Source organism: Pseudomonas sp. GD04158, from assembly GCF_029834875.1.
In the GTDB taxonomy this organism is placed as follows: domain Bacteria; phylum Pseudomonadota; class Gammaproteobacteria; order Pseudomonadales; family Pseudomonadaceae; genus Aquipseudomonas; species Aquipseudomonas hydrolytica.
Genome location: NZ_JAODYT010000005.1, coordinates 55,735 through 75,504, shown reverse-complemented (window position 1 = coordinate 75,504; position 19,770 = coordinate 55,735). Strand labels below are relative to the sequence as shown.

The window sequence follows — 19,770 nt, the reverse complement described above, 5'->3', positions numbered from 1 at the left end:
ATGGTGAAAAGTGCAAAAATATATGCATATTCATCAGTAAAGATCGTTCGTCCGAGCCCTCAAAAGAGCTTTCCCCACTCTCTGTGGGCTAACGCGCTACACACACTGGGGGCGCCACCAAAGCAACGTAGCGACACTATTTTCATCCGGGCCTCTGAGTCGTAAGTCACTGTTACGCCATCTTCGTTAAGCAACACACCGCCAGCCCCGATTAGCAGAGCATGGCCACCAACGACGTCATGAGCCGAGACCGGCACGAGAGAAATTCCCGCAATAGCGTCGCCGGCGGCTACGCGAGCCAAGCGATACGCAATGCTGGGGGAAGGAACAAAAGCTGCGGGCGCGCACAGCTCGGCGTTGAGTTCTGGCTTGTTAATTGCCGCAGTGCTCACCAGGACCTGGCAGCCCGCGTCCAGAGCTCGATGCGCAAGCTGAGCGCTCACTTTGTGGTTATTGCGGATAACGCTTCCGCAGCCTTCCGCCCATGAGATGCAATCGGGCCCCAGATCTGGAGTGACCGGTGCGTAGACCACACCGAGAACGGGCGTCGCATTGCGCAGAAGCCCTACTGAAACTGCAGATCCTTTATGCCCTTGTAGAAAATCGCTGGTTCCATCGTTGGGGTCTACAACCCAACAATACTCGTGGCCAGCCAGGCTGGAGCCTGTTTCTTCTCCCCAGAAATCGCATGGCAGAAGGTCAAGGAGCCCCCTGCGCAGTACCACTTCGATTTCGGCGTCTACTTCTGCCTTGTCGCCGTAGCCACGCGGCCCGCCTGGAAGATCCCACTCGGCTGCAAGGAGCTTCCCTGCCAACAGCACCTTCTCAGTGACGAGCTTTAGCAATTCCTGGTTCATGGTCGGGCACCTGCGCTAAAGACCCTGCACTCAGTGTTGCACATCTGTGGGGTTTGCTATGGGACTGCTCCCCTGCCCCCTTTACCAACTGTCGGATACCTGCTGGTAAGCGCTTACCAGCGGGGAAAGCGAAACGGATATCGAACACCGAAGACATGATGGGGATGTTGCTCCGCGTACCACATGATGTGCGACCGGCAAAAATCACGGAACGCCTCAGTCGTCCACAGCTGACGCAACTCAGATCTGGTTAGACGTAGTGAACCATCTTCTCTGTGCTTGGAGCTAAATACTCTTCCTGTGTACGGGTTGCGCTTCGGCCATGCCCGGTTTGCATTCCGAAGATGCCCTTGCGGTTTTGAGGGGTAAGCCTACAGCCAGTCACCAGTACGGAGCGCGAAGCTCCGTACTATGAGAAACCCTCGCGCCTCACGGACGAACATGAATCCAGAAGCGCAATTAGGGGTCATGCCGAGATAAAGGAAAATTAGGACATAGTGGTTTGAATCGCTCCTAGTTTCGTAGACACATTCAAGCGGCTGCTTCTTGCCGGGAATGGTCGATGATGAGTGCTGATTCCGTCCCTGATAGCTGAGCTCTAAGCAAATTCCATTTTGGTAAGCCGTGTGACCTTGCTCGCATTCGCGGGCTGGTGAGTTACGGACTGGCAGCTAGTCTTTGAGCATCTCTCACGCAAGGAGGCGTACAAATGGGTCTTACTGTCACCCGAAAAGTCGGCGAAACCATTCAGCTCGACATTACCCCGGGCACTACGGCTGATGAGATGTGGGACGCGATGCAGGCTGGCATTACCATCCGCCTGATTCATTCGCAGTCAACACGGGCAGAGCTGGATATCAGCGCCACCAGAATGCTGCAAATCTTTCGGCCGGAGCAGCACGGCATGGAGTGAGTAGTCTGGAGTGCGTAGGGCTAGATAAATTCTTCCGGCCAATATCTGCCTGTCGCAAGCGGGGGATTACGGCCACTAAGCGCCAAACAAAAAGCCCGCCATAAAGCGGGCTTTTTCATGTGTCTCCAAGGGGAGGCGGATGCCAACAAAGTCTCGGAGCAAGTAGCCTTAGGATACACCCCGGCCAAAGCTGCGACTACTGGCTTCAACGACGTAGTCAAACACTTGGGCCTCCAGATCTTCGCCCTCGGTGTGATGAAGAATAGAGGCATATGCTTCGTTGCAGCGAGCGCTAGAACGATCACAGCGTATCTCGACGGCATTGATACCTGGGGCCTCGTAACCTTCTTTGGTTTCCCACCCTCCCCAGACCAGCAGATGCCCCGCATGGTGCTCTACTCTCAAAGGAGGACGTACAACCTGTGGAGGCGACTCCACAGTTGCTGGTGACCCAAACCTCAAGACTGCATAGGCAGTGAGCAAGGAAGAGACGAGGGCAATCGCGATGTATCTGACGTAGCGCATGTTCGAGCTCCATTCGAAGGGAATGCCATCCTGGCGAAGTGAGTCTAGTGCAATAGATCGAGCTTGTTGTGAGGAGATCAGCATGTGTGGCGGCGTAGAAGCTCGCGAGGCAGACAAAATATGGAAGATCTATTTTCCGAATCCCAAGGCCGCTATGCCGGTTTTACTAGAGGGCAGCGGGCAGCTCGATTGGATTAGCTGGGGGCGTAGGAAGGACGAGTCGGGAAAAGGTCCACAGGGCGGCTGGGCAAGGCTCAGTACAGTCCAAGCCGGCGGCTGGGAGAAATACAGTCCGCGACATGGCTACGCGATGGTTCAGCGGTTCATGGAGAAGGAGGGGCGGCCCGGCGAAAAGAATCGAGTATCGCATTGGTTCGATGTCCCAGAATCCAGCGCGCTTGAATGTCTTGTAATTGGGGAGGGCGAGGAGAGACGCGTCTATGTGATAACCACCGAACCTCCTGCAGATTACGAATGGCTCCATGATCGCTGGCCGCTGGTGGTAAAGATCCCCGGGGAATAATTTCGAGATCAGGTCAGATAATGTCAACTACTGGGCCGTAGCAGACTTTCAGGCTGGGGTGATTAAGTAGGGCTCATATGAATAACGACGAACAGTATTTTATGCAGTACAAAGCAATATACAAGAAAGTTGACGAAAAACTTGATATTAGAGGAAGTGTTTTGACTGCGCTTGTGCAAATTTGCATAAACAATAACGGTACTCTGCCACTGGTGGCGCGAGAAAGATTCAAATTTTGTGTGCCGGACTCCTACTACGACTATATAGAGATAGTAGCCAAGGAGGTCCTTCAGGCGAGTCATTAATTTGTGTAGCGGTGAGCCATTTAGAGCAACACTTCACAGTGATCGCCATCGGTCAGAGTTGGCCAGTTACTAGCGCTGCTTTCGGCCAAAAGGAGGCCCATAACTTGGGCGGCTCTGAACCAAGGGGGCTCAGCCCTTTTTGCCACGTCCTGCGAGGCAGAACATCAAGTATCGCTCTAAGCCCTGACCAGGCATTATAGAGTGATTATAGAATCCTCTTTGGCCTGAACTCTATCGCTTGCTCGATTGAAATCTCACCCGCTACAAAATCAGCTCGCCCTGTGAGACTAGACACTCTATTTGATCCAAATCAACGAAGTGCTGTTATCGTCAAAAGGAGCATTCATGGCTCGGGGGCAATCTGCTATCGTCGGCCTATTGCCCCGCCTGGTGAATTGCTGTGCGTCGGATTGGATTGATCCTGCTAATGATTGCTAGCCTCGTGCTGCCGACCTTCGGCGGTGTGGCTTTCAGCATGCCGGCACAACCTTGCCCGATGCAGAGCGCCGATCATCAGGGCCATGCAATGGCCGATGCTCCGTGCTGCGAGCAAATGGACAAGTCTGATGGGGTGGCCAAGAAGTCCCCTTGCAAACCCGGCCAGGAATGCAAGACCGGAGGACTTCTCCAGACCACCGTGATCAAGAGCATATCCCCTCTCCCCTCACGCCCCGAGATATTGCTGACCCAGTCGGTGATTAAGCGAGAGCCCGCAGGACTCTGGCGCCCTCCTCGTTTCGTCTAATGCAGTGATCATCCCGCGCCTTACAGTCAGGCGCATCGTCGCGGTCACGTTTCGTAGTCGCGACTTCGATCAATCGCATTGGAGGCGAAAGCATGTCCGCTTTCCTTTTTCCACGCCGTGGCTTTCTCGGTGTGTTGGCTGCCGCATTCTGGGCAGCTCCCTGGCTTGCCGCGCAGGCGCAGCCCCTAACCTTCGAACGAGCCCAAACTCTGGCCGAACAGAGTGCCCCTGAGAACCTCGCGCGCCAGGCGCAGGTGGCATCGGCACAGCAGGCTGTAGGGCCCGCAGACGCCTTGCCCGATCCCAAGCTGATTATAGGCATCGACAACCTGCCGATCGAAGGCCCTGACCGTTACACACTTAATCGTGACTCCATGACCATGCGCCGCATTGGACTCATGCAGGAGGTACCAAACGGCGACAAGCGTCTGGCCCGTCGCCAACTGGCCGAAGCCTCCATGACGCGGGCCGAGGCCGAGCAGCGTGCCATGCAGTTGGAAATCAAGCGCCAGACGGCAGTGAGCTGGCTGGACGTGTACTACGCCGAACGCAGTGTTGGCCTCTTCGATCAACTGGACCGTCAGATCGAGATGCTCCGCTCGACCGTGCAATCGCTAATTGCCGGCGGTAGTGCTCAGCCTGGCGAGCTGTTGCAGGCCGACCAGGAAGCTTTGGCGTTACAAGATCGGCGAGATGAACTGAATCGCGATGTGGCAGTAGCTCGTGCCAAGCTGCGCCGCTGGATAGGCAACGAGGCTGACCAGCCTTTGCAAGGAGGTGTTCCCAATCTGAACCTGGTGGCACCGCACCTGCAGCAACGCATTGCCTCACACCCTGAGTTGCGCGCTGCCTCCGCCCGAGTCGGCGAGGCTAGCGCCGAGCTGAACGAGGCCATCGCCGAGAAGACCCCCGACTGGGGTGTTGAGTTTGCCTACAACAATCGCGACAACCAGTTCGGCGATATGGTGATGGTGCAATTCACGTTCGACCTGCCGTTGTTCGTAGGCACACGTCAGGGGCCCAAGATCAACGCCAGACAACAAAGCGTGTCGCAGATGGAAGCCGAGCAGGAAGCATTACTGCGCGCCCATCAGGCTGAGCTGGAAGGCGGTATTGCCGAGCTTGAGCAACTGCGCAGGACCTTGTCACGCACCGAAAAAACCTTGATCCCGCTTGCAAGCAAACGGGCCGATCTCGAACTGGCCGCCTACCAAGCCGGTAACAGCCAGCTCACATCCGTTATTACTGCCCAGCGCGACCTGATTGAGGCGCAGCTGCGGCAGATTGAACAGCAGCGCAAGTTGAGCCAGCTCTCCGCAAGCCTGTACTACGCCTATGTGGAGGGCCTGAAATGAAGATATCGACATTTGGTTTTGCGGTCGCCGTGCTGACCGTGGGCATTGGCGCGGCGGGCGGTGGCTACTGGCTGGCCCAGTGGCAAGCCAAACACGAGCTACTACCTAGCTCCGCACCGACGGAAGAGCGCAAGGTGCTCTATTGGTACGACCCTATGCAGCCTGAGCAGCGCTTCGATAAACCGGGCAAGTCACCTTTCATGGATATGGAACTTGTCCCTAAATACGCAGGATCCGAGCAGGATCCGTCTGTCCTGAGCATCCCCGCTCAAGCCGTGCAGAACCTCGGAATGCGAACCTCGATGGTGATCCGAGGTGTACTGCCCTCGGATATCGAGGCGGTGGGTTCCCTGGCCTATAACCAGCGAGAAGTGGCGAACCTCCAGGCCCGCGCCGGCGGATTCGTCGAGCGGGTTTACGGTCGCGCCCCGGGCGATGTGCTGCCTGCCGGAGCCCCCCTGGTCGACCTGCTGATTCCCGAATGGTCCGCCGCGCAGTTGGAGTTCCTGGCGGTACTGCGTACCGCTGACACTCGCTTGATAAGTGCGGCCCAAGAGCGCCTGCGCCTGCTTGGCATGCCTCAAACGTTGATCGAGCAGGTCCGCCGCAGCGGCAAACCACGGGCGGTGCAAACCCTCACCACACCTATCAGCGGCGAGCTCCAAGCCTTGCAGGTACGCGCCGGGATGACCGTCGAAGCCGGGCAGGATCTGGCGTTGATTAACGGGCTATCCAGTGTCTGGCTCGATGCGGCGATACCCGAGGCCATGGCCGGAAGTATCCAGGTCGGGGACGAGATCCGCGCCAACCTGACGGCCTTTCCTGATCGACCGCTGCTGGGCCGCGTCATAGCCTTGCTGCCGAGTGCCGATCCGCAAACACGCACGCTCACGGTACGCAGCGAGCTACCCAACCCTGCCGGTAAGTTGCGCCCCGGCATGTTCGCCGCCGTACGCCTGAACAGTGCCGTCGAACAATCCACGCTTCTTGTGCCGAGTGAAGCCGTGATTCGCACCGGGAAGCGTGCGTTGGTGATGCTGGTAGAAGGCGATGGGCGCTACCGCCCCCTGGAAATAACCTTGGGCCGCGAGGCTGATGGGCGTCTGGAGGTGTTGTCCGGTCTTGAGGAGGGTCAGGCGGTCGTTACCTCCGGCCAGTTCCTCATCGATTCGGAGGCCAGCCTACAGGGTGTCATGGCCAGCCATGCCGAGCAGGACAATAAGAAGGAACTACATGAGGCCCATGGCGTGATTCGTGCCCTGGACGCTGAGGAGGTCACCCTGGAGCACGGTCCATTCGAGAGCCTGAACATGCCCGGCATGACCATGGCATTTCCGCTGGCCAGCCCTGAAGTAGCTGCGGGACTCAAGCCTGGGGATCACGTACGCATCGGTGCTCGTCAGACGGACTCTGGCTTGGAAGTAGAGCGGCTCGACAAGCAAGGAGAGCTGCCATGATCGCGCGCCTGATTCACTGGTCGATAGGCAACCGCTTCCTGGTGCTGCTGGCGACCCTGTTCATCACCGCTTTAGGGATCTGGTCGTTGCGCAACACGCCAGTGGACGCTTTGCCGGATCTCTCAGACACCCAGGTCATCATCAGAACCAGCTTTCCCGGCCAGGCGCCGCAGATAGTCGAGAACCAGGTGACCTATCCGCTGGCCACCACCATGCTCTCGGTTCCGGGGGCGAAGACGGTGCGCGGCTACTCGTTCTTCGGCGACTCCTTCGTCTACGTGCTGTTCGAAGACGACACCGATCTCTACTGGGCACGTTCGCGCGTGCTGGAGTACCTCAACCAGGCCCAGGAACGCCTGCCTGAGGGCGTCACCACCACTCTGGGCCCGGATGCCACCGGCGTGGGCTGGATCTACCAGTACGCGTTGGTCGACCGCAGCGGCCAGCATGACCTGTCCCAGCTGCGTGCGCTGCAGGACTGGTTTCTCAAGTACGAGCTCAAGAGCCTGCCCAACGTGGCCGAGGTGGCCACCCTCGGCGGCATGGTCAAGCAGTACCAAGTGCTGCTCGATCCGCAGAAGTTGGTGGCTTACGGGGTAACTCAGCAGGAGGTCGAAGCGGCGCTGAAGAGCGCTAACCAGGAAACCGGCGGCGCCATCTTGGAGCTGGCGGAGCGCGAGTACATGGTGCGGGCCTCGGGCTATTTGGAGAGCCTGGATGATTTTCGCAATGTGCCGCTGCGGGCTTCGGCAAGCGGAATTCCGGTGCTGCTAGGCCAGGTGGCCACCATTCAACTGGGGCCAGAGATGCGTCGCGGCATTGCCGAATTGGACGGCCAGGGTGAAGTGGTCGGTGGCGTGGTCATCCTGCGCTCCGGCAAGAATGCCCGGGACACCATCGCTGCCGTGAAGACCAAGTTGGACAGCCTGAAAGCCAGCCTGCCCGCCGGCGTCGAGGTGGTCACTACCTATGACCGTTCGCAACTGATCGACCGCGCCATCGATAACCTCAGCTACAAGCTGCTGGAGGAGTTCGTAGTGGTGGCCTTGGTCTGCCTGATATTCCTCTGGCACCTGCGCTCGTCGCTGGTCGCGATCATCACCCTGCCCCTGGGCATCCTGATGGCATTCATCGTCATGCGCTACCAAGGCGTCAATGCCAACATCATGTCGCTGGGCGGGATCGCCATCGCCATCGGCGCCATGGTCGATGCCGCTGTGGTGATGATCGAGAACGCGCACAAGCACATCGAGGCCTGGAAGGCGCGACACCCAAATGAGCCGCTTCAGGGTGAGGCGCACTGGCGAGTGATCGGCGAAGCCGCGGCCGAAGTCGGACCGGCACTCTTTTTCAGCCTGCTGATCATCACCCTATCGTTCCTCCCGGTCTTTACCCTGGAGGCCCAGGAAGGACGCCTATTCGGCCCACTGGCCTTTACCAAGACCTATGCCATGGCCGCCGCCGCCGGCCTCTCGGTCACCCTCGTACCGGTGCTGATGGGCTACTGGATTCGTGGGCATATCCCCAGCGAACAGCAAAACCCCTTGAACCGCTGGCTGATCGGCGCATACCGGCCGGTGCTGGAGTGGGTGCTGGCCTGGCCCAAGGTGACCTTGGCGCTGGCCGTGCTGGTCTTTGTGTCCAGTCTGTGGCCCCTCAGCAGACTCGGGGGAGAGTTCCTGCCACCCATGGACGAAGGCGATCTGTTGTACATGCCTTCGGCCTTGCCCGGCTTGCCCGCGAGCAAGGCAACCCAGTTGCTGCAGCAAACCAACCGCATGATCCTCACGGTGCCAGAGGTGGCCCGGGTATTTGGCAAAGCCGGGCGAGCGGAGACAGCTACCGATCCGGCACCGCTGGAAATGTTCGAAACCACCGTGCAGTTCAAGCCGCACGAGCAATGGCGCGCGGGGATGACGCCGGAGAAGCTGATTGAGGAGCTGGATCGGGCGGTGAAAGTCCCGGGGCTGTCCAACATCTGGGTGCCGCCAATTCGCAACCGCATCGACATGCTGGCCACGGGGATCAAGAGCCCCATCGGCGTGAAGGTCTCCGGAACCTCCCTGGTCGATATCGAGCGCATTACTCGCGATATCGAGGCGGTGGCCAAAGGCGTGCCTGGGGTGAGCTCCGCGCTGGCAGAGCGCCTCACCGGCGGACGCTATGTGGATATCCAGATCGATCGCCTGGCCGCGGCACGCTACGGCCTGAGCATTGCAGACGTACAGGCGGTGGTATCGGGTGCCATTGGCGGCAGCAATATCGGCGAGACGGTCGAAGGACTGGCCCGCTTTCCGATTAACCTGCGCTATCCCAAGGAGTGGCGGGACAGTCCCCAGGCGCTAAGGCGTATGCCGATCCTCACCCCTGCCGGCCAGCAGATCACCTTGGGCACCGTCGCCCAGGTTAGCCTGACCGAAGGGCCGCCGATGCTACGCAGCGAGAACGGGCGCCTGTCCGGCTGGGTCTATGTTGATGTCCGTGGGCGCGACCTGGCATCGACCGTACGTGAGCTACAGCAACGCGTAGCTGAGCGGGTACAACTCGACGCTGGCATGACCGTTTCTTACTCCGGTCAGTTCGAGTACCTGGAGCGCGCCAATGCGCGGCTGTCCTGGGTGGTGCCGGCGACCTTGTTGATTATCTTCGTGCTGCTCTACCTGACCTTCAGCCGCTTCAGCGAGGCCCTTCTGATCATGGCCACCCTGCCCTTCGCCCTGTCGGGGGGCATCTGGCTGCTCTATTGGTTCGGCTTCAACCTGTCGGTGGCCACTGGGGTCGGTTTCATTGCCCTGGCCGGCGTCTCGGCCGAGTTCGGGGTGATCATGCTGTTGTATCTGAAGAACGCCTGGCATGCTCGGCTGGACTCTGGACGCAGCGGTGATCCGGCCCTGCTTGAGGCCATTCGTGAGGGCGCGGTGCTGCGCGTGAGGCCTAAGGTGATGACGGTGGCCGTGATCATCGCCGGCCTGCTGCCGATCCTCTGGGGCGGCGGTGCCGGTTCCGAAGTGATGAAGCGCATCGCCGCGCCCATGGTCGGCGGCATGATTACCGCGCCGCTGATGTCCATGCTGGTTTTGCCGGCCGCCTACTGGCTGATGCGAAGGCAGCGTACACAGAAGGTTCGCGCACCACAGGAGATATAGCTTTACAAACCCGGGCAAGCCACGCGCCAAGCTGACTCGCCCGGGTAACGCGGCAGGAAGCATTACGGCGATGTAACTTTGACTTCATTTTTATGACAGGTTGAGCGGATATATTTTAATCACCACCTTGAAGGAGTGATTAAATATGAAAAGCCTCAAAGTTATTGCAGCCCTTGCCGTTATGGTTGTTTCCTCTGCCGCTCTGGCAGAAGGCGGCGCTGATCGTGTTTATGGTCGGATGATTCAGGCCAATGAGCAGGCCATGCAAGAGTATGCTGCCGCTAACGGAAAGAATCCGCCTGAAGTTATTCATTACCGCTACGGCATGAAACTCGATATCGCCAGGGTCGTGGCCACTACCCCGACGGACTCTAGCTGCGGTGTGATGCCGGCCCAGATGACCTACGAGGACTCCAATGGCGATCTTAATATTCTTGAATACCGGGCAGCCGGGACAGGTTGCCTTAATCAAAACTAGATAAATGACATCGCGCTGACTGAAATGTAATTTCCAAGTCACCCTGACGTTATTTGGCATGTGGAAATATGACCAAGGCGTGCCTGGCTATGCCCGGCGCGCTTGGCACATATATGCGACCACACAATGACAACTGCCAATAACATCAGGAGCATTTATGAATAACAGAACCCTGTTAGGACTTTCTCTGCTCACTCTGAGCGTCAGTACCGGGCAAGCTGCAATGGCCGCCGACGAGAAAGGCGAGGGATTTATCGAAGGCAGCAGCCTGACCATCCTCAATCGAAATCTCTACTTCAACCGTGACTTCCGCAAAGGCCAGTCCAGCAGCTCGGGTAATGGCTATTCGGAAGAGTGGGCGCATGGCGTGATAGGCAGATTCGAGTCTGGTTTCACCGAGGGCACCATAGGCTTTGGTGTCGATGCCTTTGCCATGCTAGGGCTCAAGCTTGACACCGGCGACGGCCGTTCTGGAGCAGGCGGCTCAGTCGACGTGATGCCTTACAACAGCCTCGGGCAGGCTGAGGACAACTACTCCAAACTGGGGGGCGCGGTGAAAACTCGGTTCATGGATACCGAGATCAAGGTAGGCGACGTCTTTCCCCTCAGCCCGGTCGTCCAATACGGTGATGCACGGCTTTTACCGGAGAGTTTCCGAGGTGTCACCGTGGTCAACAGCAGCGTGGAAGGACTGTCGCTTCAGGGCGGTCGCCTCCACTCGATGAGCCAACCCAATACCAGCAGCATGCGCGACGGCTTCGCTACCTTCTACGCGGGCGAAGTGGACTCGCCATGGATCGCCTATTTCGGTGGTGATTACACGCTTAATGACAACGTCGGCTTTAGTCTCTACACCAGCCGCCTCAAGGATGCCTGGAATCAATATTACGCGGGCACCACGCTGAGCTACCCGCTTGCGGACGATGTCGCCTTGATCGGCGGGCTGAACTACTACAAGGCGGTCGATGAAGGGAGGCAGCTCCTCGGGAGCTTCGATAACAACATCTGGAGCGGCAAGGTCGGCATCCAATTCGGCGCTCATACAGTGCTGGTGGGTCTCCAGCGCAACAATGGCGATGATGACTTCGACTACTTGCGCCAATCGGACTCCATCTACCTCGACAACTCCATCCAGTACAGCGACTTCAACTCGCCGAAGGAGAAGTCATGGCAAGTGCGCTATGACCTGGATATGGAGCCTTTCGGTGTGCCTGGATTGAGCTTCATGACTCGATATGCCCAGGGCTGGGATGTCGACTACAGCAACGCCAACGAAGTCTATATGCGCCGTGATGACAACGGCGATCCGTTGACCAACCAGAAGCGCTGGGAGCGGGACATCGAGGCCAAGTACGTTGTGCAGTCTGGGTCGTTGAAGGACATGTCCTTTCGCATTCGACAAGCCACGACTCGCGCCACCGACTTCGAGTCGGATTTGGATGAGTTCCGCCTGATTGTCGAGTACCCGCTGGAAGTTCTCTAACCCTGGCAAGCGAGCGGGTTGATTGCCCCGCTCGCTCCTTGGTCCTGCTGTCCCCTCGTAGTGCTCCTTTGGTTTGGAGACAGCCCTTGGCGCCCTAGGGCGCCTTTTTTACTTAGGTTAAAGGACGTATGAAAATGAGTCGGCCACTACACACAAGCGGCCGTGCTGGCAGGCAGTATTACTGGGCGGGATATTCTGCAACGACCTGATCAGAACCCGTCTTGGTCAAGCCAATGACCTGGTAGGCATGCTGTACGCCATCGACTTCCATGCCGGGGGAGCCCGCCGGCATCCCGGGAACAGCGATGCCCAGCAGATCATCGCGCTTGGTGAGTTCGATGACCTGAGCCGCCGGCACATGACCTTCGACGAACTTGCCGTCAATCACCGCGGTGTGGCAAGACGCTAACCGTGGCGCGACGCCCAGTCTTTGCTTCACTGCTGTCATGTTGCTTTCAACATGGTCGACGACTTTGAAGCCATTCGCTTCGAGGTGTGAAATCCACTTCTTGCAACATCCGCAATTGGCATCACGATGGACATCAATCGTCAGGGCATCAGCTGCTTGAACCGCAGACGTGACGGAGAGAGCGGCCAGTAAGGCCAGATATTTAGCTTTCATGTACGTGCTCTTTGCCATCGGCGTGGGTGTGGGTCTTGGGCGAGGCGTTCGGAGCCTGCTCGGCGTGATGATCACCTCCGTTGGACGACGCCTCATCTCCAGCATGGTGGTCATCGCCACTCATATCCGAATGGTGACCTGCCTTAGGTGCGGAGCCACCCTCGCTATCCGTAGCCGCGGCATCGTGATGACCAGGCTCTCCAGCATCACCTGATCCATGATGGTCATCGCCACCGCCACTATTGTCATGATGGCCAGGCTTGTTGTCGCCGTGCTGTCCTTCATGGTTATGCATCTGCGTTTCCCCACCACCGTGCTGATGGCCGCCACTGGATGCGACGAGTGTTTGGTATTGCTTGGCATCCATCGTCGGCAGTTGGTTGAGGAAGGCAACCATGCCCCAGATGTACTCGTCTCCCATGCTCTTGCCCCACGCAGGCATACCCGTTGCCTTGATGCCATGCTTGATCACCCAGAACGCTGCTGACGGATTGCCATCGACACCGATCTTGGCGAGGTTGGGGGGCGCAGGATAAAGCGATTGGCTTAGCTCGGTCTCCGCCACACCTGGCGCCAAATGACAGCCGATACACATGGAGTTGTAGTTGCCCGCACCGGCGCGAATAAGAGCTTGATCATCCAGGTTGGGAACCTCGATGTCCCGCGAACGGACTTCGATAGAGCGGTCACGGGCCATCGTGAGAAACGCATGCACTGCAGGAAAATGGGGATCGTCGGCCCCCACGTTGACCACGCCAAAGTAGGCGCCGGCCAGGACAGCTGTGCTACCGACCACGCCGGCCGCCACCAAAGTTTTAATTGTTCTTTTCATGTCAGGTTCTCAAAACCACATCCGGATACCGGCGACAAAACGCGCCTCGTCTACATCACCGCCCTCGTCGCGCACCATGTCTGCCGTGTTGCCATAGGAGCGGCTCCAGGAAACCCCGATATAGGGGGCAAACTGCCTGACAATCTCGTAACGCAGACGCAAGCCGAGCTCGGTATTTGCCAACCCAGACCCCACACCTCGCTCAGGATCGTTCTTGCCGTAGAAGTTCATTTCGGCAGTTGGCTGGAGAATCAGCCGGTTGGTCAGCAGAATGTCGTACTCGCCCTCCAGTCGGGCAGCAGTTTGGCCATTCTCGCCGACGAAGGCCGTGGCTTCGGCCTCAAAGGCGTAAAGCGCCATGCCCTGGATACCGAAGGCGGCCCAAGTCTGCGGCGACTCCGGTTTGAAGTCCTGGCGAACGCCCGCGACGACATCCCACCAAGGGCCGATCGAGCGGCCGTACAGCAGCTGTAATTCAGCATCCTCGGTCACGCCGTTGGTACGCTCGCCTTCGGAGCGGAACCAGACCCGGTTGATATCACCGCCTACCCAGCCCGACGCATCCCAGGCCAGGGTGCTGCCCTCATCTGCGTCCTGGTATTCGAGCTGATCGAGCAGGAAAAAACTGTTGATGGCGCTGTCGTGAACCTTGTGGCCAGGTAATGGCGGGAAAGCCGCTTGGCGATCAGCATCCGTCAGAACGGGAATCGGCGTACGGCTGGTGGTTCTCGGGGCTTCAGCGGAGCCATGGTTCATCTTTGAATGATCCATGCCCTCCATCTGTCCTTGCATGGCGCCATGCCCCATCTTGCTGTGATCCATAGCCTGGGCCTTCTCTTGGCTCTGGCCGTGGCCCATCTGGCTATGATCCATGCTGCCCGAAGCACCCTGCATGGCACCATGGTCCATCTTGCTGTGATCCATGCCCTCCATCGGCGCTTTGGCGGAACCGTGGCCCATCTGGCTGTGGTCCATCGACATGGAGCCGTGCCCCATTGCCGAATGATCCATTTCTTCCGCAGCCTGGGTAACGCCGCCGCTGAGTGCACTCAGCGACACGGCCAGCGCTATGAGGGACGGGCGTGAAAACCTAGTGGTCATGGTTCGAACCTGCTTCGGCTTCGGTGCCGCCATGCTTATCCATCATCTTCTCGTGCCCCATATCGTCATGGTTCATACCCTCATGATCCATGGCGCCATGATCCATCTGATGGCCAGCGGCCTTGCCTTTCGATTGATCTGCAGGCTTGTCACTGGCGTCGGGCGCAGCCGACTCGGCAGCATGTTGTTCGTGCTCGCTGTGCCCCTCACCTGCCAATGACGTCGGCGCGTGCAGAACAGCCAAAAGACTGAACATCGCTGCGCTGCCAAACAGGGCATTACGCTTCATAAAAGTACTCATCAGAAATCTCCTTTACTCATCCACACGGACTTCACGGAACATGCCCGTTTCCATGTGGAGCAACAGGTGGCAGTGATAGGCCCAACGCCCCAACGCATCGGCGGTCACCCGATAGCTGCGCTTGGAACCTGGCGGCATGTCGATGGTGTGTTTACGCACCAGGAAATTGCCGTTCGCATCCTCCAGATCACTCCACATGCCATGAAGATGGATCGGGTGAGTCATCATGGTGTCGTTGACCAGCGTGATGCGAACACGCTCGCCGTACTTGAGGCGCAGAGGCTCGGCGTCAGAGAACTTGATTCCATCGAAGGACCAGGAGAATTTCTCCATATGCCCGGTGAGGTGCAGCTCGATGGTGCGACTTGGCTCACGCCCGTCCGGATCAGGGAAGGTGCTGCGCAGGTCAGAGTACGTGAGGACGCGTCGGCCGTTGTCTCGCAAACCAATACCTGGGTCGTCCAACTTATGCGTTGGTGTCATGGTTTGCATATCGACCAGCGGGTTGTTGGTCTCTGAGGCTGGGTGTGCCTGCATGGCACCTGCCATGCCTGCCATGCCTGCCATGCCTGCCATGCCTGCCATGCCCGAATGATCCATTCCAGCCATCTGGCTGTGATCCATGCCGGCCATGCCACCCTGCATGCTCCCATGATCCATGCCCGACATACTGCCGTGATCCATCCCGGCCATGCTCCCATGATCCATGCCGCCCATGCTGCCGTGGTCCATGCCCATGTCACCCATGGCAATCAGTGGGCGCGGGTCAGGGCTTGGTACCGGTGCACTCAACCCTTCCTGTACCGCAAGGGTGCCGCGCGCATAGCCAGTGCGGTCCATGGATTGGGCAAACACGGTATAGGCCTGTTCGCTGTCTGGTTCGATGATCACGTCGTAGGTCTCGGCCACGGCGATACGGAACTCGTCAACGCTGACCGGTTTGACGTGCAGACCATCGGCCGCAACCACAGTCATCTTCAGGCCCGGGATGCGCACATCGAAATAGGTCATCGCCGAGGCGTTGATGAAGCGCAGGCGGATCTTTTCGCCCGGTTTGAATATGCCGGTCCAGTTGCCATCAGGTGCCTGGCCATTCATCAGGTAGGTGTAGGTGTAGCCACTGACGTCAGCGAGATCCGTCGGGCTCATCTTCATCTCGGCCCACATCTTGCGATCGGCTACCGCAGCGGACCACCCCATCTCGCTCACGTCATTGATGAAATCACCAACGGTGCGCTTGTGGTAGTTGTAGTAGTCCGACTGCTTTTTGAGCTTGGCCAGTACCCGCGCTGGATTTTCATCGGTCCAGTCGCTCAGCAGCACGACATAATCACGGTCGTAACTGAAGGGCTCGGGTTCCTTGGCGTCGATGACCAGCGCGCCGTATACGCCGACTTGCTCCTGGAGCCCCGAGTGGCTGTGATACCAGTAGGTGCCGTTCTGGTTGACCTTGAACTTGTACTCATACATGCCGTCGGGGGCGATGCCATGGAAGCTCAGGCCCGGAACGCCATCCATGTTCGCCGGCAGGATAATGCCGTGCCAGTGAATGGACGTGTCCTCCTTGAGGCGGTTGCGTACGCGCAACGTCACGGTCTCGCCCTCCCGCCAGCGCAGGATTGGGCCTGGCAGCGAGCCATTGATCGTCATGGCGGTACGCGCTGCGCCGGTGATGTTTACCGGAGTCTCTCCGATAAACAGGTCGAAATCGTTACCGCTCAGCACGTTCGGCTGACCTGGGCTGGTTACCGCCCAGACCGGCGTGCGCCACATGCCCATGCCGCCGAGAATACCGGCGGCGGCGAGGCCTTTGACGAAAGTACGTCTTGTGGTTTTGCTTTGCATGCCGTTATGTCCAATCCGTCAGATGAGCCGGTGATGTGCATCCGGTCTCGGGTTCATTGACTGCTCCAGTATTGGGAGATTTGATCTTCAAGCCTTGCGTGCTGCGCAAGTCCCCCCGACACCAAGCAGTATAAAACTGCCATATCTCAACCATCCGGGTGATTACATTTCTGTAAGGTTGAAGGGGCTCAGCAGTTGGCGTGTTCCGCCTGTTTGGCTTGGCTGCCGGCGACGGGAGCTCCATCCTTCTGCTGCTTGGCCAGCTGATACGCTTCCAGCGAGACCTGACGGGCCTGCTCCATGCGTGCAAACGTGCGATCGGCACCGCCTTCGGCCATCGCCAGAGTGGAAGCACTCAGGGCAGCAACTACAAACAGGGTTTTGATCGATTTCATTTCGTGAATCCTCGTAAGTTTAGAAGCCCCCGTAACTAGTGGGGGCGAGCCTTAAGCTCGCTGTTACGTTAACCACGAAGCCCTGTCAGCAACCTGATCTGAACATTACAGTTCTGTCAGGTTGCTATTTCTTTCTTGTAGGCCCTCCTGAAGGCTCGGTACTGTCTTCTTGCCCGAGAAGCCTTGCGGATTCCATGGGCCTGCTCGGCAGCAATGCCTGAGCTAACTCGCTCATTCGCACCGACGGATCGCGACCATCAAACAATCAAGAGAAATAGCCACTATGTCGAACAAATCCAACGTAGCTACCGGTGCCGCCCTGGCTCTGGTAGCCGCCAGCCTGTTCTCCACCCTGCCCGTCCAGGCGGCCCAGGACACCAAAGCAGCAGAAGTGAAATGCTTCGGGGTCAATGGTTGCAAAGGGCAGAACGACTGCATGACCGCGAAAAACGACTGCAAAGGCCAAGGCGAATGCAAAGGCCAGGGGTTCAAGTTGATGACCCAGGCCAAATGTGACGAAGCCGGTGGCAAAACCAGCGAATAAGGCGGTTCAGGGGAGTGCATGCCACTCCCCTGCTGGAGTCTCGAATGAGTAAGCGCAAAACTCTGGGTTTCGGTCTTGGCCTTCGCAACGAGTATTACCGGCAGATCCTGGAGGAACGGCCTGCGGTCGACTGGTTCGAGATCATTTCCGAGAATTACCTGGTGGAGGGCGGCAAGGCTCTCTACTTCCTTGATGCGATCGGCGAGCACTACCCCCTGGTGATGCACGGAGTATCTCTTTCGATTGGCGGCTCACATGCCTTGGACATAGACTACCTACGACAGCTCAAGCAGCTGGCGGATCGGGTGCAGCCTCAGTGGGTGTCTGATCACCTGTGCTGGAGTCGAGGCAACGCCCATCAACTTCACGATCTGCTACCGCTGCCGTTTACCCAGGAGAGCCTGCTGCATGTCGCGGCCCGGGTGCGCTTGGTGCAGGATGTTTTGGAACGTCCCATCGTGCTGGAGAACGTTTCCTCCTACGTGCAGTGGACAACATCCAGCATGAGCGAGTCTCAGTTCCTCTCGGAGCTCAGTTACCTGACCGGGTGCGAGCTGCTTCTCGACGTGAACAACGTCTACGTCAGTTCGCGCAACCAGGGTTTCGACCCTTGGCAGTTCATCATGGAATTGCCGCACGAGCGGATTCGGCAAATTCACCTGGCCGGGCACAGCGATTACGGGCAGTACCTCATCGACACCCATGACCAGCCCATCGCTGATCCGGTTTGGTCTCTCTACAGCAAGACTTTGAGCTACTTGGGCCCGACATCGACCTTGATCGAGCGGGATGACCAGTTTCCGCCGCTGGAAGAGCTGTTGTCCGAATTAGCACATGCCCGTGCTATCGCCAAATCTGTGATATCGGGGGCCACCCCTTGAGCCTGATCGCCCTACAGACTGCATTTGAAACTTACCTGACAGGTGACAGTGGCCTGCCCTCCAACGAGCTTTTGGAGCAGATCCGAGGTAGCACAGCGCTGAGTGCTCTCGAAGGCCTGCAGATCTACCACAACGCTTACCGTTCGCGCCTGCTTGCGGTCTTGCGAGAAGACTTCCCTGCCCTGCTTCACTGGATCGGCAACGAATCATTCGAGCAGCTCGCACTGGCCTACTTGGCCGCCTGGCCACCACGACATTTCAGCATTCGCTGGCTGGGCGAGAAGCTGCCCGAGTTCATTAGCAGCTACGTCGAAGAACCCCAACTATCGCCGATGCGCGAACTCGCGGAACTGGAATGGGCCTTCACACTGGCCTTCGACGCTCAGGATGTCGAAGCGCTTTCGCTGGAGACCATGAGTGATTTTTCGGCTGAAGACTGGATTTCACTCAGGGTTTCCCTGACTGCATCTGCCCGGTGGTTGCAGCTGCAGTACAACACGCTGGAGTTGTGGAAAGCCGCCAAGTCCGGCAGCTTGCTGCCTGATGTTACCCGCCTGCCAACGAACCTAGCCTGTCTTGTTTGGCGTCATGAACTCGTCTGCCAGTACCGGAGCCTGGAGCCAGCGGAGGCTTCGGCATTGCAGTTTCTCATCGAGGGCGGATCGTTCGCTGAACTCTGCGAGTCGTTGAGCGCCACGCATGGCGAGCAAGCTCCCTTGCAAGCCGCGACCTGGTTGAAGTTGTGGGTCAACGACGGTTTGCTAAAGCGCGGCCAGCTATTACACGAATGACCCGGAACCTTTAGGCTAGCGCTCTCTCTTTGGCCACTCCGAGCGCTTCTATGACTCACCGCATCATTCATTTCAAACAGCAAGCCTTGCTTGACCCGGAGACCTATCAGGCAATGCTGGCCGACGGCGTTGGTCACTGGGAGCGGCTTGCAGGAGAAGTCGTCGGCATAGAAGACGAAAAAAGCCACGAGTTCGCTGCATTGAAAAGCCTGTTCAAGCGCAAGCGGTACTCCTATGACACGCTGGAAATGCGCGAGCCAGGCGATCACTCAAACTGGCTTCGCGGCCGAGATGGTTCAGAAGGTATGACCAACGAGGTCACCAGTATCCCAGGGCTAAAAGAGCTCTCAGAACTGGAGATTTAGTGGGATAGCAGGTCAGCGCTCAAGCGCTGACCTGGGCCGAATAGCCAAGCTCCTGGATGAGTTCGCGGATCGATTCGGCACTTTCTGTGCTCTCAACGGTGACCTTGCCGGCCGCTCGATCCACTTCTACTCGTGCATCCTGATCCAGAGCTTGAATGGCCTTCGTGATTTTGCTCACGCAACTGCCACAGCCCATCCCCGCAACACTCAGACTAAACATGTCTTTCACCTCATTTCGTCCGCGGCTCAAGTTACCGCACGGACAGCATCGACCTTGACACGATGGCAAGGTCAAGCCCGTAAGCG

The 19,770-nt window shown here is 58.2% G+C and carries 20 protein-coding genes; 12 read left to right on the top strand and 8 right to left on the bottom strand.

Annotated elements, in window-relative coordinates; genetic code table 11:
* Window positions 1-59 precede the first annotated feature (59 nt).
* Window positions 60-857, bottom strand: a complete 798-nt coding sequence (locus N7333_RS03630) for an inositol monophosphatase family protein (RefSeq protein WP_081672366.1) — start codon at window positions 855-857, stop codon at window positions 60-62.
* Window positions 858-1,566: 709 nt separating this feature from the next.
* Between N7333_RS03630 and N7333_RS03625 the strand changes: the two genes are divergently transcribed.
* The 8 genes from N7333_RS03625 (at window position 1,567) to N7333_RS03590 (ending at window position 11,787) form a co-directional block, all read left to right on the top strand.
* A complete protein-coding gene (locus N7333_RS03625; protein WP_279858496.1) occupies window positions 1,567-1,770 on the top strand; it encodes a hypothetical protein in 204 nt (67 codons plus the stop codon).
* Window positions 1,771-2,377: 607 nt separating this feature from the next.
* Entirely contained in the window at window positions 2,378-2,818 is a 441-nt protein-coding gene (locus tag N7333_RS03620) for a hypothetical protein (RefSeq protein ID WP_279858495.1), read from the top strand.
* Between the two features lie 77 nt (window positions 2,819-2,895).
* Window positions 2,896-3,123, top strand: coding sequence for a hypothetical protein (locus tag N7333_RS03615; RefSeq protein ID WP_279858494.1), 228 nt, complete (start codon window positions 2,896-2,898; stop codon window positions 3,121-3,123).
* Between the two features lie 837 nt (window positions 3,124-3,960).
* Window positions 3,961-5,223 carry a TolC family protein gene (locus N7333_RS03610; protein ID WP_279858492.1) on the top strand — a complete coding sequence of 421 codons (1,263 nt, stop codon included), beginning with the start codon at window positions 3,961-3,963 and terminating at the stop codon, window positions 5,221-5,223.
* Window positions 5,220-6,680 carry an efflux RND transporter periplasmic adaptor subunit gene (locus tag N7333_RS03605; RefSeq protein WP_279858491.1) on the top strand — a complete coding sequence of 487 codons (1,461 nt, stop codon included), beginning with the start codon at window positions 5,220-5,222 and terminating at the stop codon, window positions 6,678-6,680. The genes N7333_RS03610 and N7333_RS03605 overlap by 4 nt, the downstream gene beginning before the upstream one ends.
* The gene (locus N7333_RS03600) at window positions 6,677-9,826 is read left to right on the top strand and encodes an efflux RND transporter permease subunit (RefSeq protein WP_279858490.1); all 3,150 of its coding nucleotides are present in this window, start codon (window positions 6,677-6,679) and stop codon (window positions 9,824-9,826) included. The genes N7333_RS03605 and N7333_RS03600 overlap by 4 nt, the downstream gene beginning before the upstream one ends.
* Before the next feature lie 145 nt (window positions 9,827-9,971).
* A complete protein-coding gene (locus N7333_RS03595) occupies window positions 9,972-10,304 on the top strand; it encodes a DUF2790 domain-containing protein (protein WP_074918664.1) in 333 nt (110 codons plus the stop codon).
* Window positions 10,305-10,461: 157 nt separating this feature from the next.
* Window positions 10,462-11,787 (top strand): OprD family porin, encoded by a 1,326-nt coding sequence (locus N7333_RS03590; protein ID WP_279858489.1) that lies wholly within the window; start codon window positions 10,462-10,464, stop codon window positions 11,785-11,787.
* A gap of 178 nt (window positions 11,788-11,965) precedes the next feature.
* Here N7333_RS03590 and N7333_RS03585 read toward each other — a convergent pair whose 3' ends face one another.
* The 6 genes from N7333_RS03585 to N7333_RS03560 form a co-directional block, all read right to left on the bottom strand.
* Entirely contained in the window at window positions 11,966-12,409 is a 444-nt protein-coding gene (locus N7333_RS03585) for a DUF411 domain-containing protein (RefSeq protein ID WP_003246746.1), read from the bottom strand.
* Window positions 12,399-13,241, bottom strand: coding sequence for a cytochrome c (locus N7333_RS03580; RefSeq protein ID WP_003139525.1), 843 nt, complete (start codon window positions 13,239-13,241; stop codon window positions 12,399-12,401). The genes N7333_RS03585 and N7333_RS03580 overlap by 11 nt, the downstream gene beginning before the upstream one ends.
* A gap of 9 nt (window positions 13,242-13,250) precedes the next feature.
* Window positions 13,251-14,342, bottom strand: coding sequence for a copper resistance protein B (locus N7333_RS03575; protein WP_003246748.1), 1,092 nt, complete (start codon window positions 14,340-14,342; stop codon window positions 13,251-13,253).
* Window positions 14,332-14,643 carry a hypothetical protein gene (locus N7333_RS03570; protein ID WP_003246749.1) on the bottom strand — a complete coding sequence of 104 codons (312 nt, stop codon included), beginning with the start codon at window positions 14,641-14,643 and terminating at the stop codon, window positions 14,332-14,334. Before N7333_RS03570 ends, N7333_RS03575 begins: the two co-directional genes overlap by 11 nt.
* Window positions 14,644-14,655: 12 nt before the next feature.
* Window positions 14,656-16,488 carry a copper resistance system multicopper oxidase gene (locus N7333_RS03565; protein WP_279858488.1) on the bottom strand — a complete coding sequence of 611 codons (1,833 nt, stop codon included), beginning with the start codon at window positions 16,486-16,488 and terminating at the stop codon, window positions 14,656-14,658.
* Between the two features lie 188 nt (window positions 16,489-16,676).
* Window positions 16,677-16,883: a co-regulatory protein PtrA N-terminal domain-containing protein gene (locus N7333_RS03560; protein ID WP_003246751.1), complete on the bottom strand. Its 207-nt coding sequence runs from the start codon at window positions 16,881-16,883 to the stop codon at window positions 16,677-16,679.
* 283 nt (window positions 16,884-17,166) lie between these two features.
* Here N7333_RS03560 and N7333_RS03555 point away from each other — a divergent pair, with 283 nt between their 5' ends.
* The 4 genes from N7333_RS03555 to N7333_RS03540 are packed head-to-tail and all read left to right on the top strand — an operon-like array spanning window position 17,167 to window position 19,464.
* Window positions 17,167-17,427: a membrane protein gene (locus N7333_RS03555; protein WP_003246752.1), complete on the top strand. Its 261-nt coding sequence runs from the start codon at window positions 17,167-17,169 to the stop codon at window positions 17,425-17,427.
* Window positions 17,428-17,471: 44 nt separating this feature from the next.
* Entirely contained in the window at window positions 17,472-18,308 is an 837-nt protein-coding gene (locus N7333_RS03550) for a DUF692 domain-containing protein (RefSeq protein ID WP_004374664.1), read from the top strand.
* Entirely contained in the window at window positions 18,305-19,099 is a 795-nt protein-coding gene (locus N7333_RS03545; protein WP_061239410.1) for a DNA-binding domain-containing protein, read from the top strand. The genes N7333_RS03550 and N7333_RS03545 overlap by 4 nt, the downstream gene beginning before the upstream one ends.
* Before the next feature lie 50 nt (window positions 19,100-19,149).
* A complete protein-coding gene (locus tag N7333_RS03540) occupies window positions 19,150-19,464 on the top strand; it encodes a hypothetical protein (RefSeq protein WP_004374672.1) in 315 nt (104 codons plus the stop codon).
* Between the two features lie 19 nt (window positions 19,465-19,483).
* Here N7333_RS03540 and N7333_RS03535 read toward each other — a convergent pair whose 3' ends face one another.
* Window positions 19,484-19,684 carry a heavy metal-associated domain-containing protein gene (locus N7333_RS03535; protein WP_003246756.1) on the bottom strand — a complete coding sequence of 67 codons (201 nt, stop codon included), beginning with the start codon at window positions 19,682-19,684 and terminating at the stop codon, window positions 19,484-19,486.
* Window positions 19,685-19,770: the final 86 nt, after the last annotated feature.

Bases quoted from the DNA above. Each gene is read 5' to 3' on its own strand.
- N7333_RS03575 (WP_003246748.1), bottom strand. From the start codon at position 14,342: ATGACCACTAGGTTTTCACGCCCGTCCCTCATAGCGCTGGCCGTGTCG.
- N7333_RS03585 (WP_003246746.1), bottom strand. From the start codon at position 12,409: ATGAAAGCTAAATATCTGGCCTTACTGGCCGCTCTCTCCGTCACGTCT.
- N7333_RS03625 (WP_279858496.1), top strand. From the start codon at position 1,567: ATGGGTCTTACTGTCACCCGAAAAGTCGGCGAAACCATTCAGCTCGAC.
- N7333_RS03605 (WP_279858491.1), top strand. From the start codon at position 5,220: ATGAAGATATCGACATTTGGTTTTGCGGTCGCCGTGCTGACCGTGGGC.
- N7333_RS03620 (WP_279858495.1), top strand. From the start codon at position 2,378: ATGTGTGGCGGCGTAGAAGCTCGCGAGGCAGACAAAATATGGAAGATC.
- N7333_RS03600 (WP_279858490.1), top strand. From the start codon at position 6,677: ATGATCGCGCGCCTGATTCACTGGTCGATAGGCAACCGCTTCCTGGTG.
- N7333_RS03610 (WP_279858492.1), top strand. From the start codon at position 3,961: ATGTCCGCTTTCCTTTTTCCACGCCGTGGCTTTCTCGGTGTGTTGGCT.
- N7333_RS03580 (WP_003139525.1), bottom strand. From the start codon at position 13,241: ATGAAAAGAACAATTAAAACTTTGGTGGCGGCCGGCGTGGTCGGTAGC.
- N7333_RS03595 (WP_074918664.1), top strand. From the start codon at position 9,972: ATGAAAAGCCTCAAAGTTATTGCAGCCCTTGCCGTTATGGTTGTTTCC.
- N7333_RS03550 (WP_004374664.1), top strand. From the start codon at position 17,472: ATGAGTAAGCGCAAAACTCTGGGTTTCGGTCTTGGCCTTCGCAACGAG.
- N7333_RS03535 (WP_003246756.1), bottom strand. From the start codon at position 19,684: ATGTTTAGTCTGAGTGTTGCGGGGATGGGCTGTGGCAGTTGCGTGAGC.
- N7333_RS03540 (WP_004374672.1), top strand. From the start codon at position 19,150: ATGACTCACCGCATCATTCATTTCAAACAGCAAGCCTTGCTTGACCCG.
- N7333_RS03560 (WP_003246751.1), bottom strand. From the start codon at position 16,883: ATGAAATCGATCAAAACCCTGTTTGTAGTTGCTGCCCTGAGTGCTTCC.
- N7333_RS03555 (WP_003246752.1), top strand. From the start codon at position 17,167: ATGTCGAACAAATCCAACGTAGCTACCGGTGCCGCCCTGGCTCTGGTA.
- N7333_RS03565 (WP_279858488.1), bottom strand. From the start codon at position 16,488: ATGCAAAGCAAAACCACAAGACGTACTTTCGTCAAAGGCCTCGCCGCC.
- N7333_RS03630 (WP_081672366.1), bottom strand. From the start codon at position 857: ATGAACCAGGAATTGCTAAAGCTCGTCACTGAGAAGGTGCTGTTGGCA.
- N7333_RS03570 (WP_003246749.1), bottom strand. From the start codon at position 14,643: ATGAGTACTTTTATGAAGCGTAATGCCCTGTTTGGCAGCGCAGCGATG.
- N7333_RS03590 (WP_279858489.1), top strand. From the start codon at position 10,462: ATGAATAACAGAACCCTGTTAGGACTTTCTCTGCTCACTCTGAGCGTC.
- N7333_RS03615 (WP_279858494.1), top strand. From the start codon at position 2,896: ATGAATAACGACGAACAGTATTTTATGCAGTACAAAGCAATATACAAG.